General features: G+C 47.0%; 23 protein-coding genes. 22 read left to right on the top strand and 1 reads right to left on the bottom strand.

Going from position 1 to position 21,016, the window contains the following annotated elements; all coding sequences use genetic code 11:
- The first annotated feature begins 337 nt into the window (after nucleotides 1–337).
- The 9 genes from MKX30_RS03185 (at nucleotide 338) to MKX30_RS03145 (ending at nucleotide 6,908) form a co-directional block, all read left to right on the top strand.
- On the top strand, nucleotides 338–934 hold the full coding sequence (locus tag MKX30_RS03185; protein WP_013310707.1) for an RNA polymerase sigma factor: 597 nt from the start codon (nucleotides 338–340) through the stop codon (nucleotides 932–934).
- Nucleotides 931–1,557 (top strand): hypothetical protein, encoded by a 627-nt coding sequence (locus tag MKX30_RS03180; protein WP_025723085.1) that lies wholly within the window; start codon nucleotides 931–933, stop codon nucleotides 1,555–1,557. Before MKX30_RS03185 ends, MKX30_RS03180 begins: the two co-directional genes overlap by 4 nt.
- 68 nt (nucleotides 1,558–1,625) lie before the next feature.
- A complete protein-coding gene (locus tag MKX30_RS03175; protein WP_341062440.1) occupies nucleotides 1,626–2,228 on the top strand; it encodes a histidine phosphatase family protein in 603 nt (200 codons plus the stop codon).
- A gap of 166 nt (nucleotides 2,229–2,394) precedes the next feature.
- On the top strand, nucleotides 2,395–3,504 hold the full coding sequence (locus tag MKX30_RS03170; RefSeq protein ID WP_053325667.1) for a hypothetical protein: 1,110 nt from the start codon (nucleotides 2,395–2,397) through the stop codon (nucleotides 3,502–3,504).
- Between the two features lie 52 nt (nucleotides 3,505–3,556).
- Complete coding sequence (locus MKX30_RS03165; RefSeq protein ID WP_025723088.1) at nucleotides 3,557–4,063, top strand: gamma carbonic anhydrase family protein; 507 nt, start codon at nucleotides 3,557–3,559, stop codon at nucleotides 4,061–4,063.
- 22 nt (nucleotides 4,064–4,085) lie between these two features.
- Complete coding sequence (locus tag MKX30_RS03160) at nucleotides 4,086–4,265, top strand: IDEAL domain-containing protein (RefSeq protein WP_013371655.1); 180 nt, start codon at nucleotides 4,086–4,088, stop codon at nucleotides 4,263–4,265.
- A gap of 173 nt (nucleotides 4,266–4,438) precedes the next feature.
- On the top strand, nucleotides 4,439–5,083 hold the full coding sequence (locus MKX30_RS03155) for a DUF1405 domain-containing protein (protein ID WP_264453640.1): 645 nt from the start codon (nucleotides 4,439–4,441) through the stop codon (nucleotides 5,081–5,083).
- A 2-nt stretch (nucleotides 5,084–5,085) separates the two neighbouring features.
- Nucleotides 5,086–5,982 carry a GNAT family N-acetyltransferase gene (locus MKX30_RS03150; RefSeq protein ID WP_264453641.1) on the top strand — a complete coding sequence of 299 codons (897 nt, stop codon included), beginning with the start codon at nucleotides 5,086–5,088 and terminating at the stop codon, nucleotides 5,980–5,982.
- Nucleotides 5,983–6,062: 80 nt separating this feature from the next.
- Nucleotides 6,063–6,908: a sporulation protein YpjB gene (locus MKX30_RS03145; protein ID WP_023989150.1), complete on the top strand. Its 846-nt coding sequence runs from the start codon at nucleotides 6,063–6,065 to the stop codon at nucleotides 6,906–6,908.
- A 77-nt stretch (nucleotides 6,909–6,985) separates the two neighbouring features.
- Here the strand turns inward: MKX30_RS03145 and MKX30_RS03140 are convergent, their stop codons facing one another.
- Nucleotides 6,986–7,855, bottom strand: a complete 870-nt coding sequence (locus MKX30_RS03140) for a YitT family protein (RefSeq protein ID WP_023989149.1) — start codon at nucleotides 7,853–7,855, stop codon at nucleotides 6,986–6,988.
- Between the two features lie 214 nt (nucleotides 7,856–8,069).
- Here MKX30_RS03140 and MKX30_RS03135 point away from each other — a divergent pair, with 214 nt between their 5' ends.
- The 13 genes from MKX30_RS03135 to dinG all read left to right on the top strand — a co-directional run bounded on the left by MKX30_RS03135 (nucleotide 8,070) and on the right by dinG (nucleotide 20,997).
- A complete protein-coding gene (locus tag MKX30_RS03135) occupies nucleotides 8,070–8,399 on the top strand; it encodes a nucleotide pyrophosphohydrolase (RefSeq protein WP_023989148.1) in 330 nt (109 codons plus the stop codon).
- Between the two features lie 50 nt (nucleotides 8,400–8,449).
- Nucleotides 8,450–8,968 carry a tetratricopeptide repeat protein gene (locus tag MKX30_RS03130; RefSeq protein WP_023989147.1) on the top strand — a complete coding sequence of 173 codons (519 nt, stop codon included), beginning with the start codon at nucleotides 8,450–8,452 and terminating at the stop codon, nucleotides 8,966–8,968.
- Nucleotides 8,969–8,999: 31 nt separating this feature from the next.
- Nucleotides 9,000–9,803, top strand: a complete 804-nt coding sequence (gene dapB, locus MKX30_RS03125) for a 4-hydroxy-tetrahydrodipicolinate reductase (protein ID WP_023989146.1) — start codon at nucleotides 9,000–9,002, stop codon at nucleotides 9,801–9,803.
- A gap of 56 nt (nucleotides 9,804–9,859) precedes the next feature.
- Entirely contained in the window at nucleotides 9,860–10,297 is a 438-nt protein-coding gene (gene mgsA / locus MKX30_RS03120) for a methylglyoxal synthase (protein ID WP_023989145.1), read from the top strand.
- Complete coding sequence (gene bshB1, locus MKX30_RS03115; RefSeq protein WP_341062439.1) at nucleotides 10,294–10,986, top strand: bacillithiol biosynthesis deacetylase BshB1; 693 nt, start codon at nucleotides 10,294–10,296, stop codon at nucleotides 10,984–10,986. Before mgsA ends, bshB1 begins: the two co-directional genes overlap by 4 nt.
- A gap of 206 nt (nucleotides 10,987–11,192) precedes the next feature.
- Entirely contained in the window at nucleotides 11,193–12,356 is a 1,164-nt protein-coding gene (bshA, locus tag MKX30_RS03110) for an N-acetyl-alpha-D-glucosaminyl L-malate synthase BshA (protein ID WP_023989143.1), read from the top strand.
- Nucleotides 12,357–12,411: 55 nt separating this feature from the next.
- Nucleotides 12,412–13,734, top strand: a complete 1,323-nt coding sequence (locus MKX30_RS03105; protein ID WP_341062438.1) for a CCA tRNA nucleotidyltransferase — start codon at nucleotides 12,412–12,414, stop codon at nucleotides 13,732–13,734.
- Entirely contained in the window at nucleotides 13,727–14,701 is a 975-nt protein-coding gene (locus MKX30_RS03100; RefSeq protein WP_341062437.1) for a biotin--[acetyl-CoA-carboxylase] ligase, read from the top strand. The genes MKX30_RS03105 and MKX30_RS03100 overlap by 8 nt, the downstream gene beginning before the upstream one ends.
- Before the next feature lie 345 nt (nucleotides 14,702–15,046).
- Complete coding sequence (gene panB, locus MKX30_RS03095; RefSeq protein WP_341062436.1) at nucleotides 15,047–15,946, top strand: 3-methyl-2-oxobutanoate hydroxymethyltransferase; 900 nt, start codon at nucleotides 15,047–15,049, stop codon at nucleotides 15,944–15,946.
- Nucleotides 15,943–16,881 (top strand): pantoate--beta-alanine ligase, encoded by a 939-nt coding sequence (gene panC / locus MKX30_RS03090; protein ID WP_023989138.1) that lies wholly within the window; start codon nucleotides 15,943–15,945, stop codon nucleotides 16,879–16,881. The genes panB and panC overlap by 4 nt, the downstream gene beginning before the upstream one ends.
- The gene (panD, locus tag MKX30_RS03085) at nucleotides 16,874–17,257 is read left to right on the top strand and encodes an aspartate 1-decarboxylase (protein ID WP_013371641.1); all 384 of its coding nucleotides are present in this window, start codon (nucleotides 16,874–16,876) and stop codon (nucleotides 17,255–17,257) included. Before panC ends, panD begins: the two co-directional genes overlap by 8 nt.
- An 82-nt stretch (nucleotides 17,258–17,339) precedes the next feature.
- Nucleotides 17,340–17,972, top strand: coding sequence for a tetratricopeptide repeat protein (locus MKX30_RS03080; RefSeq protein WP_316243895.1), 633 nt, complete (start codon nucleotides 17,340–17,342; stop codon nucleotides 17,970–17,972).
- Nucleotides 17,973–18,129: 157 nt separating this feature from the next.
- On the top strand, nucleotides 18,130–20,997 hold the full coding sequence (gene dinG, locus MKX30_RS03075; RefSeq protein WP_053325663.1) for an ATP-dependent DNA helicase DinG: 2,868 nt from the start codon (nucleotides 18,130–18,132) through the stop codon (nucleotides 20,995–20,997).
- Nucleotides 20,998–21,016 lie beyond the last annotated feature (19 nt).

The following is a 21,016-nucleotide window of genomic DNA, read 5'->3' as shown; positions in this document are numbered from 1 at the left end:
CATTTAATCTTGAAAAAATTTAAAATCCATTGAAAAGCTGTATAAATGAATTAGTTGCCAGCGTTAGGGAGGCATTGATGGAAATCGTGGGGATTTTGGACTTTTTTACTGGCGGTCATTTTGTGGTACAATGGGTAAGTCCATTTTGGATGTTGAATATTGTTGGGGATAGCACCGTTAATGTTGGCACTACATAGGGTAAGAAAATAACAAATGTTCCATGATGCTGTTTCATCCATTTGCGCAGAGGGCGCAACTTTTTTTGACCTGTTCGGTATATATAGACAGAATCGAACGGGAAAACAGCACATGTATGGGCGAGGAGGGTCTCACTCGGATGATGACAGATTCCCAGATGATTCAGGAAATCAAACAAGGTAATGTTGAGGTTTATTCAGAATTAATGAGGCGGCACCAACGTAAAATTTTAGCTTTTGTTTATCATATGCTGAAAAGTTCGAACCTGGAAATGATTGCTGAGGACTTATGCTCAGAGACGTTTTATAAAGCGTATCGGAGCCTGCACTCTTTTCGCGAGGTAGACGCATCGTTCTCCACTTGGTTATATACAATTGCACGCAATACGGTGCTAAGTGAGCTTCGCAAGCACCGTAGCGGTCAGGTTCCATTGGAGGAGAGCGGTTATGTACCGGTAGCTCCATCGGATGTAATTCCGGAGCAGGCCGTCCTTCGCGGTGAGAAGGTAGAGATGGTTCGTGAAGCGATCAATAGATTGCCTGAGAAGCAGCGATCTGCGCTGATTTTGCGTGAATATGAGCAATTAGATTATCAGGAGATTGCGACTATTTTAGGACAGACGGTCAGTGCGGTGAAGTCATTGCTTTTCCGGGCAAGAACCAGTGTGAAGACGCAGTTGGAGCCTTATTTTTTTGAGCCTCTCTATGAGGAAAACGAAGGGATGAGCAGCCAATGAAATCCAGGGACACTGAGGATTTGTTCGCTACAGGCAAAAATGTATCGAAACAAGACTCGGAGCGCAGACGGGCCAAAAGCTCGTCTGCTGGGTGGGAGCATGGTTCGGAAGAAAAAGAGTGGGATTTGTCAAAAGAAAATCGATCCGCCATTCGTGATATTTCCTTTGAAATAACAGATGATAAGCTAGAGGCAATGAATCGCAGGGTCATGGATCGAATTTATGAAGAATCACCGTGGCTTGTTCCGGGCGAGCATCGACGTGCGCGTGTGAACCCAGCAGCCCGTAAGTATATGTCTGTATGGATCGCCGGCTTCTTGGCCGTATTTTTATGCAGCTTTTTGTTTTTGAACTGGAATGGAAGCTCCTCTCAGGAAAATCCCCCTCAAGCAGCTCCTGTCATGGACACTGGTATTTTACCGACAGGCCTGTTGGAAACTACAAGTACATCTCCACAATATCAATACCACATTAAAGATGTGAATAGTGGCATTATGGACCCGCTGGTTGCTAGCATTGTTCCTACTTATCCGCAATACTGGATGCTGTTGTCTGTATTGGCACTTGCGCTTGCTTTATTTTCTCTGGGCTGGATCCATCGGGCGAGAAGGGTCAGAAATTAGCAGGACAGCTGGTCCAATATGAATTCATAATAATGACTGAATAACAAAACAGCGGAGGAAACGACACGATGCTTATTGGCTTGATCAGACATGGATTGACGGATTGGAACGCGGTAGGGAAAATCCAGGGCCACAGTGATATTCCGTTGAATGAGGAAGGGCGCAGACAGGCACGCCTGCTAACAGAACGATTAAAGGAAGAGCCTTATCATTGGGACGGGCTTATTACAAGTAGTCTCTCCAGAGCGAAAGAGACTGGGGAGATTATTGCTTCTGCTCTGCATCTCCCGTTGTTAGAGCCTGATGATCGACTAAGAGAACGTGCTTATGGTCAGGTCGAGGGCATGACACAGGCCGAGCGTGAAGAGAAGTGGGGAGTCGACTGGCATCTGCTGGATCTAGGGCAGGAAAGCGATGCGGATCTTCAGCTTCGTGGGCTAGCTTTTATGGAGGCCATTTGGACGGGAAATCGGGACAAGAATCTGCTGGTCGTTTCCCACGGCGGTTTTTTGGCTAATTTGTATAAGGCTCTGTATCAGGAAAAATTCACGGAACGAATCGGCAATTTGTCACTTAGTGTACTCCAGCGTGAGGATATGGATTGGGCACCACTTTTGTATAACTGCACGAAGCATTTGCAAGAGAAAAGTGACTGTAACTCAAAAAGTTAGTAAAAGACCATGGCTTCTACTCATTGTAGGAGTCGTGGTCTTTTTTATTTTTTAATTATAGCTTTGCAAAAAAAGAGGTTTAGAGTCTGAACAATCCGTCAAAGCTGTGGGTACAACAGGTAAGAATCAATTCCGGATGACAGTCCAGTGACGAGGCGATGGAACAATGAATCTGGCGGATATGCTGACATTTGCGGATATTGTGCATTTGAACAGAATCGCGGTGTATTACGATTGTGACTGTAAACCTAATTCCAAGCATGAGTTGATCCAGGGGATTTTGACGAAGCTCGGCAGCAGTAGTTTTTTTGAGACGCAGGTCAAGGAGCTGAGGTTGTCAGAGGTAAGGTTTTTGAACGCGCTGCTGTTCGATGACCGACCGTATTTCAGCATGGAGGAATTGGTTGCAATAGCCAAACAGTCTGTTGAGGAGGACGAAAGTCCTGGTGAGCGGCCAAGGGATATTGTGACCCGTCTGCGTTCTAGTGGCTGGTTGTTCAATGGTTCGACGCACAATACGAGGTATTTGTTCCAAATTCCGTTGGATATGAAGGAGCGCTTTCGACGTGTTATGGTACATGACTTCCAAAGCGGAATGACACGGGTGAGCGAACCGTCGTCGTACCGGGATGAAGGGCATCTGCTGGCAGAGGATTTACGGCTTTTCCTTCAATACATGGGGCAGCATGAGGTTCCGCTAAATCCCGAGGGAGCTTGGTATCGTCGCAATCAGCAGCAGCTGATGGAGCATTTGCACATTGCGGAGCCGCTTTTGGGTAAGGGAGGATGGCGTTTCGGGTATGGCTCCTCTTTTAAGTTTTATCCAGACCGAATGGCACTACTGTATGATTATGCCCGTCACTCCAAGTACATTGAGGAGAAAGGGGACCAAGTTGTGCTGACGGCAAAGGGAGAAGCGCATCAGGAGCATACAATTGAGCAGGAAATGATACAGCTATTCAGGTTTTGGTTAAGATTGTATAAAGGAGCCGTTCCTAATTTGCTCTCTCTAGTCTACTGGATTGGAGAATGTGCCAGGCCTTGGACGTCCTCAGAGTCGCTTTTTGTACATATCGGCCCACTGATTCGACCGTTTTACTATGATACGCCCCGTTCGGTCTTTGATCAGAGGATTATACGAATGATGCTTCACTTGGGTATGCTTCGTCAGGGTGAACATTCGACAGGACCATCTGTACAGATGACGGCCTGGGGGCTGAAGTTGGCGGGAGAGTGCCGCATTGGGCGGAACGACTCGGGTATACGGCTCCATTGACAAGCAGCACACATGTTGATAGAATTTCACCCAAAATGAGAGGGTGAAGTTGATGCTGATTCACTATAACGGAAACATGCCACAGCTCCATTCATCTGTCTATGTGGCAGAAGGAGCAAAAATTGTCGGAAAAGTAACGATCGGTCAAGATTCCTCTGTATGGTTTAATGCCGTACTGCGCGGAGATATGGCGCCTATCATCATCGGTGAACGCTGCAATATTCAGGACGGTGTCGTGGGACATGTGAACACGGATCAGCCCCTGTTGCTGGCGGATGACATTTCGGTAGGTCATGCTGCAATAATCCACGGTTGTACGGTAGGCAAAGGCACTTTAATCGGTATGGGGGCCATTGTACTCAACGGAGCGGAGCTTGGTGAATATGCTTTAATAGGAGCAGGGTCGGTCGTTACGGAAAATACCAAAATACCACCCTATACTCTTTCTCTCGGTACACCTGCCAAAGTGGTGCGCGAATTGACAGATGCAGATTTGCAGCGGATGTCACGAACGGCACTCAGCTATGTGGCGAAAGGAAAAGAATATAGGATCTCTTAAACTCATGTTGGAGGTGCATCCTATGGATAAAATGAAGGTTACTTATGAAGTAATGTTGGGCCTGTCTGCTGAGATGGTTTTGGACGAGGCATTACGTAAACACCGGAGTGAAAAACTCTACAAGGATATTGATGAGGCGCTAGCCTCCGGAGATGAAGTAGCTTTTCGTCATCTTACGGATGAGCTGAAAGCAATGAGTTAGAACAATTTTAGGAACCCTAAGTTGGATTTCAGACAAATCGTTAGTTCGAGATTATAATCATCAAACCTGACTGTAGCGGCGGTCAGGTTTTTTTGATACGCTTGGATATGATATAGTCTTTGTAGGATGGAGCCTGTACAAGGTAACTGTCGTATGAACGGAGGATGAAGGACGTGTCGTTATCTTATTTGTGGAGCCGGTCGTTCTTGACGAGCCGGCCTTTTTTGTGGCTGCTGTTCTGGTGTAATTTTGTGGGAACAGTGTATGGGTACATATGGTATGGGGGGCAGTTGGAATATACACTAAATTATCACCCGTTGTGGCAGATTGTATTTGTGCCTGATAGTCCGACGGCGAGTCTGTTTTTTACGATCTCTATAGCATTTTTGCTCTATTCTCCGCATCTCAAGAGCTTAAAGGTCATTCGCCAGATCATGGAGGCGTTGGCTGTTGTCACGAGTGTAAAATATGGCATCTGGGCTTCGGCTATTATTTTTTGGGGAGTCGCGCAGGGGGGACACATGATATGGCAGGATTGGATGCTGGTGGCATCTCACACGGCAATGGCGGTCGAAGTGTTACTGTTCGTGCGTTTTTTCACCTGCAAATGGACTGCTTTATGCCTAGCTGCACTCTGGACATTGTTAAATGATACGATGGATTATACATTTGGCATATATCCGTATCTTCCGAAGACGCTAACGGATGATGTACCGCAAGTGCGTGCTTTTACCTATATGCTGACCCTTGTCAGTATCATAGCGACATGGCTTGCCATGTTTGGGCGCAATCGAAAGGGAGTAGAAGTGGAGAAATAGAGATGAATATTGTTATAAACCAAAAAGAATATATATTTAAAAAAGGAATCCGTGATGATCTTAAAATAAGAAAGAGCTTTAATCAATTAGCCAAACAAAGCTTTGGTTTTGATTTTGAGGCTTGGTATCAATTGGGCTTTTGGAATGATAAATATATCCCTTACGTACTTTTAGATGGGGAGGTTGTTGTGGCTAATGTATCTATAAGTCTGATGGATTTTTGTTTGTCGAGTGAAATGAGAAAGTGTATCCAAATCGGAACTGTAATGACGGATACCAACTATAGAAATCAAGGGTTGAGCCGGTTTTTAATAGAACGTGTATTAGAAGATTGGCAGGGCAACTGTGATGCTATGTATTTGTTCGCAAATGATAGTGTGAAGAATTTTTACCCTAAATTCGGGTTTGTTTCGGTACAAGAATATCAATTAAACCGGAAAGTAACCGCAAACAACGTAGACATTAAAGTTGAGAAATTGAACATGGAAGAGCAGTCGGATTTAAATTTACTCAAAAATAAAAGTGCTAGATTAAATCCGTATTCACTTTTTGCTGCGAAAAGTAGTGAATGGCTGGTCTTATTCTATGCCATCTCGTTTTTTAAAGATAAATTTTGGTATATACCTCAATACGATACGATTGTGGTTGCAGATTTTGAAGGGGATACGATGAATTGTTACGATATTTATGGAACGGGCGAAATTCCTATGGATATCATACTGTCAGCGGTAACGAAACAAGAAACGAAGAAGGTTGTTTTTGGCTTTACACCAAGAGAACAGGAAGGCTGCAATATTTCTCTGTTGAAACAGGAAGATACGACGCTATTTTATAAAACTAAAGATCAAAACACATGTAAAGAAAACCAACGAATGTTTCCTATTTTGTCCCGGGCATAACCCGGCTTCAAACGATTCGTCCTAAAGCAAGTTCTAGTCCCGGTAACCTTGCCATACAGTAAGGTGAGGAGGGATGTCCCATGTTTAGGGGTCAGGCGTTTCAAATTATGATACGTATTGTTTCGAGTGTTGTTTTATCTATGGTCCTGCTGCTGTCTGTCTGCGTCCCTCCAGGTGTGGCAGAAGCGCGTGATCAGTCAAAACCCATAGGAAATACAAAAGAAATTGAGGAACTAGATCATGCAGCTGCGATACTGTACCGGGATGTCATGGACGGGAACATTGAAAAAGCGCGCGCGGATGTAGCCGAGGTGAGTCGATGGTTTGGCACCGGACAGGTGCAGGCAGCGTTATCTGTAGAGGCCATTCATGCTTTGTCCGGCAGCATCCTTGAGGTGCAGCAAGCTACACAGTCCGTCCAAGCATCACCGGATGAGTGGGTGAAGGCTGCGGCCAATTTACGACTTGCGACCGATGCGCTTGCACATCCGCGTCAGCCTTTATGGCAGCAGTATTATAAGATTTTAAAAGAAGATGTTAGTGGCTTGAACAGCCAGTTTGCTAAAGGTAACATGAAGGGTTTCAAAGCTGGAGCCGCAGTGCTGGAGGACCACTATGAGACGATCCGTACAGCAGCATTGATTCATGGCAGAACAAGTGAAGTTGTCCGGGCTGACTCATGGATTTCCTACGTCAAAGGTTTGGGGGATCAGCAAAATGCAGATGCCTCAGCGATTAGAGGGGCGTTGGATCAGGGGAATCCGACGTTTAATGCCTTGTTTGGACGTGAAAAAGACGCCACTGCCCTGGCGCCATTTATCCCGCGTGAAAGTGAGCGCCGGGCAGAATTGGCAATCGGCATGATTGTTCTGCTGGCGCTGGTCTATGCAGGTTATCGTAAATATCGAGCTGGTCTCTCTGGATAACGATGCAAAATTCAAACATTCGCGTCGTTGGCTGCTGAGCCATCCATATAGGTTAGCCCATCGCCCGGATTTCCGGGCTATTCCTCTTTGAACCCCTCTCCATGTACATCATGCACATCCTGTATGATAATAAACGCCCGTGGATCAACCGATTTAACAATTTGGTGCAAACGTCGTATTTCCTGACGAGGCACGACACAATAGGCAACATGCTTGGCCTGCTTGGAAAATGCACCTACAGCCGGAATAATAGTAACTCCGCGATCCATGTCCCTAATAATAATATCCGCAATGTCCATCGTGTGGTCGCTGATAATCATAAAGGCTCTGGCGGAATAGGCCCCTTCTTGTATAAAATCAATAATCTTGGACGCGATGAACACGGCGACTAATGTATATAGAATTTTTTCTTTTGGTATGTAAAGTAGTGAAGCACCGATAATGACAATATCAATGACCAGCAGAATCCTTCCCATACTCCAGCCAAACTTCCGGTTTAGAATACGAGCGATAATATCCGAGCCGCCCGTGGTGCCGCCAAAGCGGAACACAATACCTAACCCGGCCCCAAGCGTAACCCCTGCATATAATGAAGAAAGTATAAAATCGTGTTCAGTCTGAAACGTTCCCATCCATCCGAAATGAATCATTTTTTCAAATAACCACAGAAAAAAAGTGAGCGACCCGATACCTACCCCTGTATATAGAATTTGCTTGCCCCCAAGCATTTTCCAACCAATTAAAAATAAAGGAATGTTCAGAAGTAATGTGGAGAGAGAGGGTGAAATCGAAAAAGCATAATTAAGCAGCAGGGTGATCCCTGTAATACCTCCTTCCATCAGTTTACTGGGTATAATAAAATAAAGCAGACCGAATGCATAAATGGCGGTCCCGAGCACAATGGATAAAATCATTTTAAGCTGTTCCATGGACTTGGATATCTTCATATAATCCCTCGCAGTAGCAGTTTAAGGAAGAACGACTTCATGCTGATTTTGCTAAATCGCAGCTCCTTATATGTAGTATACCTTTTTACGGTAGCTTTAAAAGACTGATGACTGTAAGTTGGGATCATAAGTACACAATTAAAAAAAATTTGTTTTAAAATGTGCTTTACGATAACATATGAATAAACCTGCACATGGGGGGATTGCGTGTTTCATGGAAAAATCATTAGATGAAATTCAACGTGAGGTAGACCAGTATATATCTCAATTTAAGGAAGGGTATTTTAGCCCTTTGGCGATGTTGGCCCGGATGTCTGAGGAAGTCGGGGAACTGGCGAGGGAAGTTAATCACTCCTTTGGCGAGAAACCGAAAAAAACGGATGAGGCGGACAATTCCATTGAGCTGGAGCTGGGGGACATTTTGTTCATCACAGTTTGCTTTGCGAACTCACTAGGTATAAATTTGACCGAGGCTCATGATAAGGTCATGCAAAAATTTAACACGCGTGACGCGAATCGCTGGACTAAAAAGGACACCGATTAGGCGTTTTGTACATATGCTGTACCAAACCGGTTACCCGGAGGTGCAGTGTCATGAAGGCGGAGGAATACGTTCAGAAAGCTTATCAGTGCATTTTGCAGAACGATTTTGAGCAGGCCGTGGAATGGTTTGAAAAAGCAATTTCAGCCCAGCCTGATCATGCGGAGCATTATTTCCGGTGCTCGGTTACCTATGCTCGCAGTGGTCGTTTGGAGCAGGCTCTTGCATATGCAGAGCATGCGGTTCGTCTCGCTCCACAGCAGGATGAATATATTCTCCATCTGCATGCGCAGGAAGCCAGGCAGCATACGGAGAAGGCCAGAAAAATGCTGGATGTTGACAGAGCTACGCCACAGGTGCGTCAGGATGCGATTTTACTACTGGAACGAGCAATAGCCCTCGATCCGTTATGTGGGGATGCTTTTTTGCTGCTCGCATTGATTTATGACGAATTGAATGAGTATAAGCTGGCTGTGCAGGCTGCTCGTGAGGCGGCTGCACTGTTTCCTCACAATGTGCAGCTTGCCAACCTCATGAAGAAGTTATGCCAGCAGATGAATGAACAGATCTAACACAAATGGATGCATAAGGAGTTGTAGGGATATGTCAGAACCAATAAAAGTGGCTGTTGTAGGAGCAGCAGGGCGTATGGGCCGTGAAGTTATCAAATTGGTTCTTCAGGATGAGGAACTACAGCTTGTGGCCGCAGTGAACAGAACACATGCCGGCAGTGATGCCGGCCTTCTCGTCGGACTACCGGAAGCGGGTATCGCTATTGTGGAGGATGTGGAGCAGGCTTTACTGGAGAGTCGTGCGGATGTCATGGTCGATTTTACGGGGCCGCGTTTTGCGTACGCACATACAGCGCTTGCTATCAAGCATGGAGTTCGTCCGGTTATCGGAACGACAGGGTTTACCCCCGAACAGATTGATGAACTGGACAAGCAGTGTCGTGAGCAGCAGATTGGCGGTCTGATCGCGCCAAACTTTTCGATTGGAGTCATTTTGATGATGCGGTTTGCGGCTCAGGCAGCGAAATACTTCCCACATCTGGAAATCATCGAATATCATGGTGACCAAAAATTGGACGCGCCATCGGGCACAGCCATTAAGACCGCAGAACTGATCGCCGAACAGCGTGAAGAGTTACGACAGGGTAACCCGGAAGAGGAAGAAACGTTAGAAGGATCACGGGGGGGTTACTATCAAGGGTTCCGTGTTCACAGTGTCCGTCTTCCCGGTGTGTTCGCACAGCAAGAAGTTATATTCGGAGGGTTTGGACAATCTCTGAAAATTCGTCAGGATTCTTATGAACGGGCGGGCTATATGCCTGGTGTTAAAATCGGTATTCAGAAGGTCATGGAGCAGCCAGGGCTTGTATATGGATTTGAGCATTACATCGATTAAGAATACGCGAATGATTTGACGAATGAAATTATAGAATGAGGCAGGAGGAACTTTGAATGTTAAAGATTGCATTTATAGCGCATGACCGAAAAAAGGATGAAATGGTCAATTTCATAACGGCCTATGAGCATGTTTTTACAGATCACCAATTATTTTCAACAGGTACAACAGGTCTGCGCATTATGGAGCAAACCAAGCTTCAAATTCACCGTTTCATGTCCGGGCCGCTTGGAGGAGATCAGCAGATCGGGGCTATGGTTGCGCAAAATGACATGGACTTGATTATATTCTTGCGTGATCCGCTCATGGCACAACCGCATGAGCCGGACATTAGCGCCTTGTTACGTTTGTGTGACGTGCAGGGGATCCCTTTGGCAACTAACGTTGCAACTGCTGAAATACTGGTCAAAGCACTAGACCGTGGCGATTTTGCTTGGCGTGAGCTGGTACATAAATATAAACCGGGCATTGACCAGCAGGGTGATGTAAAATGACGCTGGACATCCTGATTTTCGGAGCCCATGCCGACGATGCAGAAATAGGAATGGGTGGCACGATTGCCAAGCATACAGCCGCTGGTTTAAAGGTGGGCGTGTGCGATTTGACGCGGGCTGAAATGTCATCCAATGGTGATGTGGATACTCGTATGTCAGAAGCTGAACATGCTTCGAAAGTGCTCGGGCTTGCTGTGCGTACGAATTTGGGTCTGCCTGATCGTGGATTAAATGTCACTCCTGAACATGTAGCTGCAGTTACAGCAGAAATTCGACGCCATGCACCGAAAGTTGTATTCGCTCCTTATTGGGAGGATCGGCATCCAGACCATGTCATGTGCAGCAAGTTGGTGGAGGAAGCTGTATTTAACGCCAAGTTGCGACGTTTTATGCCAGAAAATCCTGCGGTACAGGTAGAGCAATTATATTTTTATTTTATTAATGATATTGGCAGAACGGATTTGATTGTGGATATTACCGAGCATTATGAAGCCAAGGAACAGTCGTTGTTGAGTTATGCTTCGCAATTTCAGGCAGCGCCTGGAAAGGATACGGTATCCACACCATTAAATCAGGGATATATGGAACGCGTAAAAGCTCGTGACTCGTTGTTGGGTCAGCGCAAACTGATTTCGTATGCAGAAGGCTTTGCGTCCAAAACGCCATACCTGGTTAAGCTATTCACATAAGGATTTTGCAAAAATCCAATAAGCGACTTCCAATGATAAGATATAGATCGAAATGGTTTAGTTTGTCTATATCTTGTACTTCGGAGCGATTGGAATCGAATTTTGCAAAATCCTGACATAAGAATTCTATACTTGAGCATTTTGCAGAATGTTAAAATAAATCGGTAGAAAAGTTATCACTGATGGGCGGAAGGAGGCAGCTTAGCTTGAATGACAAACTGAAAATTGGAATTACCTGTTATCCGTCGCTGGGTGGCTCCGGCGTAGTGGCTACTGAGTTGGGTAAGTTGCTGGCAGAAAAAGGGCACGAGGTCCATTTTATTGCCAATAGCATTCCGTTCAGATTAGGCGGGGCGTTCCAGAAAAATATTTTTTATCATGAGGTTGAAGTTAACGATTATTACGTGTTTAGATATCCGCCATATGATTTGTCACTGGCGACCAAAATGGCCCAAGTCGCACAAATGAAGAATTTGGACGTACTCCATGTTCATTATGCGGTACCACATGCAGTATGCGCTTACTTGGCGAAGGAAATGGTGGGTGATCATCTGAAGGTGGTAACCACCTTGCACGGTACGGACATTACCGTGTTGGCACAGGATGAGTCGTTGAAGGACCTGATTCGGCTGGCTATTAACAAAAGTGACGCTGTGACAGCGGTTTCCAAGGATTTGATTCGGGAGACGATAGATGCGTTGGAAATTACACGGCCTATTGATTTAACCTACAATTTTGTAGATAAACGGGTATATTATCCACGAGATGCCGCTGCGCTTAGAAGTGATTTTGCCCAACCGCATGAAAAAATAATGATGCATATTTCCAATTTCCGTCCTGTCAAAAGGGTGGGAGATGTGTTGGATATATTTGAAAGAGTGCAACGTAAAGTACCTGCGAAGCTTCTGTTGGTGGGGGAAGGACCGGATCTTCCAAAAATCCGTTGCAAAATCGAGACTTTAGGTCTGCAAGACAAGGTCTTCTTTTTAGGTAAGCAGGATCAGATCGCAGAAGTGATTTCTATGGCAGATGTACTGCTGCTTCCCTCGGAAAAAGAAAGTTTTGGTCTGGTTGCGCTGGAAGCAATGGCCTGTGGAGTGCCGACTATCGGTTCTCAGGCAGGGGGAGTACCTGAACTCGTTGTGCATGGAACTACAGGGTATCTTGCTGAAATCGGTAATACGGAGGCAATGGCTGATTATGCAGTAGAGCTGTTGTCCGATGAAGCGATGGCGGAACGTTTCCGTGAAGCGTGTCTGACACGCGCCCGTACAGTTTTCTGTGATAAGCTGATTACCCGTCAATATGAAGAGATATATTACCGTGTGTTGGGACGCGAGGTGCCGGATCTTAAACCGATCAGCGTTTAAGGGGGCGGACTCGCGTCCGTTTTTTATATTGAATACTTGCAAAGGGGGAAACCCTGTGAATACAAATACTTGGCAATATGCTGACCAAGAGATGGCTCTTCATGGTAGAGAGGTCATACATACACTAACAGCAGCAGGACACGAAGCTTACTGGGTCGGTGGTTGTGTGCGGGATGAGCTATTAGGACGAGCTATTCATGATATGGATTTGACCACTTCGGCTGAGCCTGAACAGGTCATAGCGCTATTCCCTCACGTCATTCCGACAGGGATTCAGCATGGGACGGTTACGGTCATGCAGGGTGGTCATGCGTTCGAGGTGACCACTTTTCGTACGGAAAGCGGTTATGCCGATCACCGCCGTCCAACGGAAGTTGCCTTCGTGAAGGATATCCGTGAGGATCTGATGCGACGGGATTTTACTATGAATGCGATTGCGATGGCAGAACACGGAGAGCGGGTGGACCCGTTTGGGGGAGAAGCCGATTTACGATCTGCTCTCGTTCGTTGTGTAGGCCGAGCCGAGGAACGCTTTGAGGAGGACGGGTTGCGGATGCTGCGTTGCATCCGTTTTGCCTCTGTATTTCGGTTCCGCGTTGCATTCAATACCTGGAAAGGTATGATTCGGCGCAGAGAGGGACTTCGTTACATAGCCATGGAACGTGTGCGGGTCGAGCTGGAAAAGATGCTGGCGGGCCCTGACCCTTTACGTGGGTTGGAGATGCTGGGGCGTAGCGGATTGCTCGGCTGTACAAAGGTTCCGGTTCCCTGGGAGCAATGTGAAGCACAAGCGCTCAAGGGGATCGTTCAACTGCAAGAAGAACTGCGGTGGGGCCTGCTCTTAATGTCTTGTAGACTTACCTCAGAGGTAGCGGACGAGCTACTAAGAGCTTGGACCTTCTCCAATGCGGTACGGCTTCGGCTGGTTCATTTGCTGGAATGGGAGACCGAATTAATCTACAGTACTGGTGTCATAGCTGGCGACTCCGTTACGGAGGAGTCTGACATCATCAACGATGAGGCACTGCGTCGTAGCTGGATTCGACTGCTAATTAGACTGGGAAAGAATACAGCTTCAGACTGGCTTGATCTTTACAAGACACTGCCTGCTTCATTCCGCGGATTACCGCCATGGGTAGAAAAGCATGTGGCGAAAACAGCCAAACTGGCAAGCTTGTGGACAAAGCAGGCTGTAGTCGTTCGTATCAAAGATTTAAATATTACAGGAAATGAACTGGTTCAGGCGATGAATCGACCAGGCGGACCTTGGCTGGGTCAGATGATGGAACAGCTTTTACAAGCTGTTGCCTGTGGAGATATTCCGAATGAAACAGAAACATTGCTTCAGGAAGCGAAACGGGTGATGAGTAGTGAATAATCATGAAAGATTGTTAGGCATACTGGAGGAAGGTACATCCGATTACGTATCAGGGGAGGAAATCAGCCGACGGCTCTCGGTTAGCCGAACAGCAGTATGGAAGCAGATCAACAAACTGCGTGAGTTGGGCTACAATATTGATGCCTCCTCGCGTCGGGGCTATCGGTTGATATCCCGACCGGATCGGCTAGAAGTCTCCAAATTGGCCGATATATTAAATACCCAATCGTTTGGCCAGCGTATCGTTGTACTGGATTCGACGGTATCCACTCAGCAGGATGCCATGCGTTTGGCAGAAGAGGGCGCGCCAGAGGGGACAGTAGTGCTTGCAGAGGAACAAACGGCAGGTCGGGGACGTCTGGGGCGGAAGTGGTATTCACCTCGTGGCAAAGGAGTCTGGTTGAGCATTGTGTTGCGCCCTACCCAGCCTTTGGCTTTTACCCCCCAGCTAACGCTACTTACAGGTGTAGCAGTGTGTAGAGCCATTCGTCGGCTGACGGGTGTGGAGGCTGGTATCAAATGGCCAAACGATCTGCTGATTCATGGTCGCAAAGTATCCGGTATTCTGATGGAATCTGCAACAGAGGATCAACGGGTTCGCTATTGTATTGCAGGGATCGGCATTGACGTAAATTTGAATAAAGAAGATTACCCGGAAGAGTTATCGCAGGTGGGAACGTCATTGAAAATAGAAGCAGGGCGTGAAATTGACCGTACTGTGCTGATTGCCTCAGTGCTGGAAGAGATGGAACAGCTAAGTAAGTTGTATGCCGAGCAGGGGTTCCAGCCTATAGCCATGCTGTGGGAGGCTTTGTCCGTGACTATGAACCGTAGTGTACGGGCACATACCGGACAAGGGATAACTGTAGAAGGTACAGCTGTTGGCTTGGACCCTTCCGGGGCACTCGTGATAGAAACGGATCAGGGAGAGCGAATTCAGGTCATTTCAGGGGATATACAATTATAGAAGCGACCTTAGCTATGAAAACGACCGAAATCGTTCTATTCTCTGTGCAAAACTTCACGTGAAAAAGCTGATGTTTTTTGTTATACTGTGCAGGAGGCGGCATCGGACGGTCCGAGCTGCACTCCAGGGGCACATGCTCTACTTTAGCAAGTTTGTAAGACCATCATAACTTCATTTGAAGGTTACGTTGGATTCTGCTCTGAGCCGAACAGGACCGAGACAGAAGGGACGATCTCAAAATGAGTGTCTTTTTTGGCTGTTCGGACCTTTTGATGACGCAGATGTACAGGCGTTCATAAAAGGTTATTTTTTGTGCCAAAAAAAGATGGAAGGGAGCCATTCGCAATGGCAGGAAAACAAGCACTGAATATTGTGAAAATGAAAAAAATGAAGCAAGAGGGCATTCCGCTCAGTATGCTGACCGCCTATGATTATCCATCAGCTAAAATAGCCGAGGAGGCGGGAATTGACATGATTCTCGTAGGTGACTCGCTGGGTAACGTAGTTCTTGGTTACGATTCAACCATCCCTGTAACCTTGGATGATATCGTGTACCATTCCCGGGCAGTCGCAAGAGGCGCGGAACATACATTTATCGTAGCGGACATGCCTTTTATGACATATCACAGCAGCGTATCAGAAAGTCTTCAGGGCATCCGCCGTCTGATGCAGGAAGGACATGTGCATGCTGTTAAATTGGAGGGCGGAGCTGAAATTGCCGATGTCGTAAAAGCAACTGTTCAGGCAGGTGTGCCTGTATTGGGACATATCGGGCTTACTCCGCAATCGGTTAATCAAATTGGCGGCTATCGCATTCAAGGCAAGGACGAAGCGGACGCACGCCGGTTGATGGCTGACGCCAAGGCGCTGGAGCAGGCGGGTGCTTTTGGCGTTGTACTGGAATTGGTAACTGAGGAAGTGGCAACAGCGATTTCTAAAGAGCTTTCCATTCCAACCATTGGAATTGGTGCTGGACGTGGATGTGACGGTCAGGTACTTGTTTATCACGATCTGATTCAGTACGCATCGCCTTATTTCAGCAAACGCTTTGTTAAAACCTATGCCGATGTAGGCGGCTTGATCCGCAGCAGCATTGAGCAGTATGTGAGTGATGTGAAAGGGCGGGCATTTCCGGCCGCAGAGCATGTGTTCAGCGCGGATGACCGCGTTGTGGAATCCCTATACGGTAAGGCAAAAGGAACGACACAGGAACAAGCTAAGGAAAAGGTGGAATCTCGGTCATGATCATCGTAAGAGAAGTGGCTCAGCTGCGCAAGATTATTGCTGAACGTCGGCAGCTTGGGACAAACGGAGCAAAAACAATAAACGATTCTGCTTCTTTACAGCAACATAAAGTCGGCTTTGTACCAACAATGGGATACCTGCATGAAGGACATGCGAGCTTGATGCACAAGGCGCGTGAAATGGCAGATACGGTGGTGCTTAGCATTTTCGTAAATCCGATTCAATTTGGACCGAATGAAGATCTGGAAAGCTACCCCCGCGATGAAGCTCGTGATTTGGAGGTAGCACGGCGCGAGGGCGTGGATATTGTATTTTTGCCAACTGTAGCAGAAATGTATCCACAACCAACCCAAACCAAAATTCGTGTATCCGCTTTGACAGATCGCTTGTGCGGTGCCTCCCGTCCCGGCCATTTTGATGGTGTGACTACGGTGGTAGCCAAGCTTTTTAACATGATAGGTCCTGATTTGGCCTTTTTTGGAATGAAGGACGCGCAGCAGGTTGCTGTGCTCCAGCAGATGGTGACTGATCTCAATATGAACGTGACTATCGTACCTTGTCCCATCGTCAGAGAGGCGGATGGTTTGGCCCTCAGCTCCCGTAATGTGTATTTAAGTGCAGAACAGCGCGAGCAGGCGTTGGTGCTGTCCCAGTCACTGCGTAAGGTGCAAGAAGTGAGCGAAGATATTGTAACAAACACAATTACGATTCGTCAGCTACATCAAATGGTGGAGTCCACCATTACTTCCTCTCCTTTAGCAGACATTGATTACATTGAAATATTAACTTTTCCCGGTCTGGAGCCCCTTCTTCCCGAGCAACGGCTATGTGATGTTCAGGAAGACGTCATCGTAGCGCTGGCTGTGAAATTTGGCAATACCCGACTGATTGACAATATAAGAATACAGAAGGCGGAGGTGCTTTCCCATGTTTAGAACCATGATGAAATCCAAAATTCACCGCGCTACCGTTACGGAAGCTAACCTGAACTATGTGGGGAGTATCACTATAGATGAAGATCTCATGGAGACATCGGATCTGTTGGAGAATGAAAAGGTTCAAATTGTAAACAATAACAATGGAGCTCGACTGGAAACCTATGTTATCCCCGGACCGCGTGGGAGCGGAGTGATCTGTCTCAACGGTGCGGCAGCCCGTTTGGTGCAGCCTGGTGATACAGTCATTATTATTTCCTATGCTTCCATGTCGAATGAAGAGGCCAAAACATACAAACCAACAGTGGTATTTGTTGATGAACATAATAAACCAGCCCAAACGATGAACAAAGAAGTACACGCGACGATCATGTAATGAATGGGAGTGCGGATGAAACCCGTCTTTTAAGCGAAAAATGTGAGTGTATTAATCCATCTTTCATAAGGGCGGGATGCACATGTTCCAGCATGTATTCGCAGAAATGAACAGCATGTTAGATGATATCGTGAAGCATTACCCATCAGCCCAGGGCTCCCGCAGGCAGGAGCTGCTACAGCACTGGAGTCTGCTGCGGAGAATGAGTGACGGAATTATGGATGAGTGGCTGGCCTTTGAGGAAAAAATGGTTTGCTTGCGTGCGGCCGGATTTTCCGCAGAGACCGATATGTCTGACACTGAGCTGCCTGAAAAAGAGCTGCCAGCTTTTAATCGGGGGCAAGGGTATTATCGATTACTTATGTACCCTGAGGCGATCCAACAATTTGAGCAGGTACTACAGCATTTTCCGAACAGCTGGCAGAGTCGCATGTATATGGGAATGGCCTATTTTCAACTGGATGATCCAGCAGAGGCTGTATTCCATTTTCAGAAGGTGCTGGACCTGACTGAGCAGGCAGGACTAAAGGCGGTCATCTATAATGCGCTAGGCTGTCTGTTGGCAAAGCAGGCTGACGTAGAGGAGGCGCAAAAATGTTTTGCTCTCGCACATCAGTTCGATCCTGCGTTACCCGAGCCGCTGCACAATATGGAAGCCTGTTTGTCCGGTACCGAAATGCTTCGATACGACAGCTCCATGATGACCTGGATGTAGTTGTCAGACACCGAGTAAGACGATGCATGCCCACCTCCTCAGGCGGCGTGTGCATCGTCTTTTTTGGCTGTCTTAATTTCCAAACAGGCGATCTTCTGCTATGCTAATATATAGAGTTATTATTTTTGTAAGTGTCATAAGAAAGGATTAAGCCCGAATGAAATTTGCGGTATTGGATTTTGAAACGACAGGCACCCAGTCCGCGGATGACATCATTCAAGTCGGACTTGCAATTATAGATCATGATAACAGCATTTCCCGTGTTTACGGCTCTTATGTGAACCCTGGCAGATCTATTCCACCTTTTATCACTGGATTGACCGGAATTACAGACGATGACGTCAAGGATGCTCCTGCACTTGAAGAAATGATGATGGAGCTCGTGCCTATGCTGGACGATGTTGTGCTGGTCGGTCATAATGTGGCGTTTGATTTTAATTTTTTGCAAAACGCTCTGGATCGGTGCGGATATTTACCGTTTAGCGGAAGAATCTTGGATACAATGGATTTTCTGAAAATTATGTTTCCATCGCTATCTTCGTATCAGTTGGGTTTTGTGTCTTCTGAGTTCGGGCTGGCGCATGATCGCCCTCACCAAGCAGACAGCGACGCGTTGGCTACCGCTGAGGTGTTTTTAAAGTGTCTGGGTGAGCTTCAAGCATTACCTCTGATAACGATACAGCGGCTTAGTGATTTGTTTGCAGAGGAAGACAGTGACCTTGGATGGTTTCTTGATGGGGTGCGTGAAGAGAAAGAGCTTGATCCTATTCAGGATTTGGAGGGACATCAGTTTTTTCGTCAGCTTGCGCTAAAAGTGGAAGATTGGACGGAGCTAGCTGCACCGCGTAGAGAAGATGACCCGAATCCACTTTCAGGTGTTTCCTTTGAGGAGTACATGGATGATGTGCGGGACAATTTGCGTTCATCCTTGAGCCAATATGAGGAGCGCGAGGCGCAGATACAGATGATTGAGGGTGTAAATCAGGCACTGAGTGAAGACAAGCATCTGCTGATCGAAGCAGGTACAGGAACAGGAAAGTCTCTCGGTTATTTGCTCCCATCGCTGTATCACAGTGTAAAAAAAGGACAGCGCGTTATGGTAAGTACACATACGATCAACCTGCAGGAGCAATTACGCGAGCGCGACATTCCTATGCTGACCAAGGTGATTCCGTTTCCGTTCCGGGCTGCTATTTTCAAGGGTCGGGGACATTATTTGTGTCTGCGTAAGTTTGAACATAAAATAAACAGAAGAGACTTCGCGACACCGAAGGAAGACTTAATTACAGCGGCTCAGATGATCGTCTGGTTGACGCTAACAGAAACCGGTGATGATGAAGAACTGAATCTGAGCAACCGTGGAGGGGATTTCTGGGAAACGGTGGCGAGTGATTCAGAGTCCTGTCTTGGTCGTTCTTGTCCATGGTTCCGCAAATGTTATTATCATCGTGCACGCCATGAAGCAGGGATAGCGGATGTCGTTATTACGAATCACTCTAAGTTGTTCACAGACGTCAAAGCCAGTCACCAGTTGTTGCCGAGCTATGAACATCTGGTGATTGATGAAGCCCATCACCTGGAGGAAGTAGCTGGTAAGCACCTAGGTATGCATATGAAATATTTCACACTCGTGCATACACTGACGCGACTGTTCAAAGACAGCAAGAATGGACAACTGCCTTCACTTCGTCAACAGTTGGCAAAATCGGGGCACGAGAAGTCGGCGGATTGGGCTTCAACCATCGACCAGATGTATCCGCTCGTGTTAGAGGTTAAGGAAACTTGGGACCTGCTAAGCGACAAGCTGTTTGGCATGTTGCCAGAGCGAAGCGATGCGACACCGGGTGAAACAGGACAGTTTTCTTCCCGTCTCAAACCTTCGGCCAAGCCTGCAAAGTGGGATCAGGCGGGTGCTTTGGAAAATCAGCTATATGTAACGATGAGCGAAATTTTGCGCAAGGGCGACAAGCTGATGCTGGACGTCAAGGAAGAACATGACGATTATGCGGCAGATAGCCTTATTACAGATATCACGGGTCTGCTCAAGGATTTGGCGGGAATCCGAGAAAATTTGCGCTTTTTTATCCGACTCGATGATGAAACAACCGTATACTGGCTCGAAGCGAGTGGGCAATTCCGTAGTAAATCATTGCAATTTTATGCGGTGCCCGTCGATGTGAGCCGCCAGTTGAAAGAAATGTTTTTTGACAAAAAAAGAAGCATTATTCTGACGTCTGCTACCTTATCGGTAGATAAGTCGTTTCAGTACATGATCGATCAGCTCGGCTTGCAGGAGGCCGCAGATCAAGAGCGGCTGATGACTTCGCAGCTCCCGTCACCCTTTAATTACAGGGATCAGGTGTTGCTGGTCATTCCACGGGATTTCCCAAGCGTGAAGGGCAGTGTAGGAGATGCACACTTTGTAGATATGCTCGTTAGCTCTCTAGGAGCGACTGCTCAGGCGACGCGGGGGAGAATGCTCGTTCTGTTTACTTCCTATCGGATGCTCCGGCAAGTGTATGAGCCGCTCAAAGAGGCCTTAGCATCCAGCGAAATTACTGTGCTGGGACAAGGTGTGGACAGTGGGAGTCGCAGCAAGCTAACCCGCCGTTTTCAGGAAGCCAAAGCTTCTGTATTGCTGGGAACCAGCAGCTTCTGGGAAGGCGTCGATATTCCAGGAAAGGCTCTGACTTGTCTGGCCATTGTTCGCTTGCCGTTTCAACCGCCGAATCACCCGTTGCTGGAGGCAAAAAGCGAGCTGCTTCAGCAGCAGAAGAAGAATCCATTTATGAAGCTGTCTGTACCACAAGCGGTCATTCGCTTCAAACAGGGATTTGGTCGGTTAGTACGTACAGCGAGCGACCACGGGGTCGTTATCGTTTACGATACGCGTGTGATCGAATCCTATTACGGAAAGCACTTTTTGTACTCGTTACCGGGACCAAAAATGGAGCATATGCCATCGGAGCAAATGGTGCCCCGCATCGCCGAATGGCTCCAATCCGCCCCGGAGACAGAGGCATAACGGACGGACACTAAGTATG

It is taken from the genome of Paenibacillus sp. FSL P2-0173 (assembly GCF_038008045.1).
GTDB classification, from domain to species: Bacteria; Bacillota; Bacilli; order Paenibacillales; family Paenibacillaceae; genus Paenibacillus; species Paenibacillus polymyxa_B.
Note: the sequence above shows the minus strand (reverse complement) of the source record. Positions and strands in the feature narration are given on the sequence as shown.

Coding starts and splice junctions, on each gene's coding strand:
- MKX30_RS03135 (WP_023989148.1), top strand. CDS start 8,070: ATGGAAAAATCATTAGATGAAATTCAACGTGAGGTAGACCAGTATATA.
- MKX30_RS03165 (WP_025723088.1), top strand. CDS start 3,557: ATGCTGATTCACTATAACGGAAACATGCCACAGCTCCATTCATCTGTC.
- dinG (WP_053325663.1), top strand. CDS start 18,130: ATGAAATTTGCGGTATTGGATTTTGAAACGACAGGCACCCAGTCCGCG.
- MKX30_RS03140 (WP_023989149.1), bottom strand. CDS start 7,855: ATGAAGATATCCAAGTCCATGGAACAGCTTAAAATGATTTTATCCATT.
- panB (WP_341062436.1), top strand. CDS start 15,047: ATGGCAGGAAAACAAGCACTGAATATTGTGAAAATGAAAAAAATGAAG.
- MKX30_RS03175 (WP_341062440.1), top strand. CDS start 1,626: ATGCTTATTGGCTTGATCAGACATGGATTGACGGATTGGAACGCGGTA.
- MKX30_RS03080 (WP_316243895.1), top strand. CDS start 17,340: ATGTTCCAGCATGTATTCGCAGAAATGAACAGCATGTTAGATGATATC.
- panC (WP_023989138.1), top strand. CDS start 15,943: ATGATCATCGTAAGAGAAGTGGCTCAGCTGCGCAAGATTATTGCTGAA.
- bshB1 (WP_341062439.1), top strand. CDS start 10,294: ATGACGCTGGACATCCTGATTTTCGGAGCCCATGCCGACGATGCAGAA.
- MKX30_RS03185 (WP_013310707.1), top strand. CDS start 338: ATGATGACAGATTCCCAGATGATTCAGGAAATCAAACAAGGTAATGTT.
- panD (WP_013371641.1), top strand. CDS start 16,874: ATGTTTAGAACCATGATGAAATCCAAAATTCACCGCGCTACCGTTACG.
- dapB (WP_023989146.1), top strand. CDS start 9,000: ATGTCAGAACCAATAAAAGTGGCTGTTGTAGGAGCAGCAGGGCGTATG.
- MKX30_RS03180 (WP_025723085.1), top strand. CDS start 931: ATGAAATCCAGGGACACTGAGGATTTGTTCGCTACAGGCAAAAATGTA.
- MKX30_RS03170 (WP_053325667.1), top strand. CDS start 2,395: ATGAATCTGGCGGATATGCTGACATTTGCGGATATTGTGCATTTGAAC.
- MKX30_RS03130 (WP_023989147.1), top strand. CDS start 8,450: ATGAAGGCGGAGGAATACGTTCAGAAAGCTTATCAGTGCATTTTGCAG.
- MKX30_RS03160 (WP_013371655.1), top strand. CDS start 4,086: ATGGATAAAATGAAGGTTACTTATGAAGTAATGTTGGGCCTGTCTGCT.
- MKX30_RS03150 (WP_264453641.1), top strand. CDS start 5,086: ATGAATATTGTTATAAACCAAAAAGAATATATATTTAAAAAAGGAATC.
- MKX30_RS03145 (WP_023989150.1), top strand. CDS start 6,063: ATGTTTAGGGGTCAGGCGTTTCAAATTATGATACGTATTGTTTCGAGT.
- mgsA (WP_023989145.1), top strand. CDS start 9,860: ATGTTAAAGATTGCATTTATAGCGCATGACCGAAAAAAGGATGAAATG.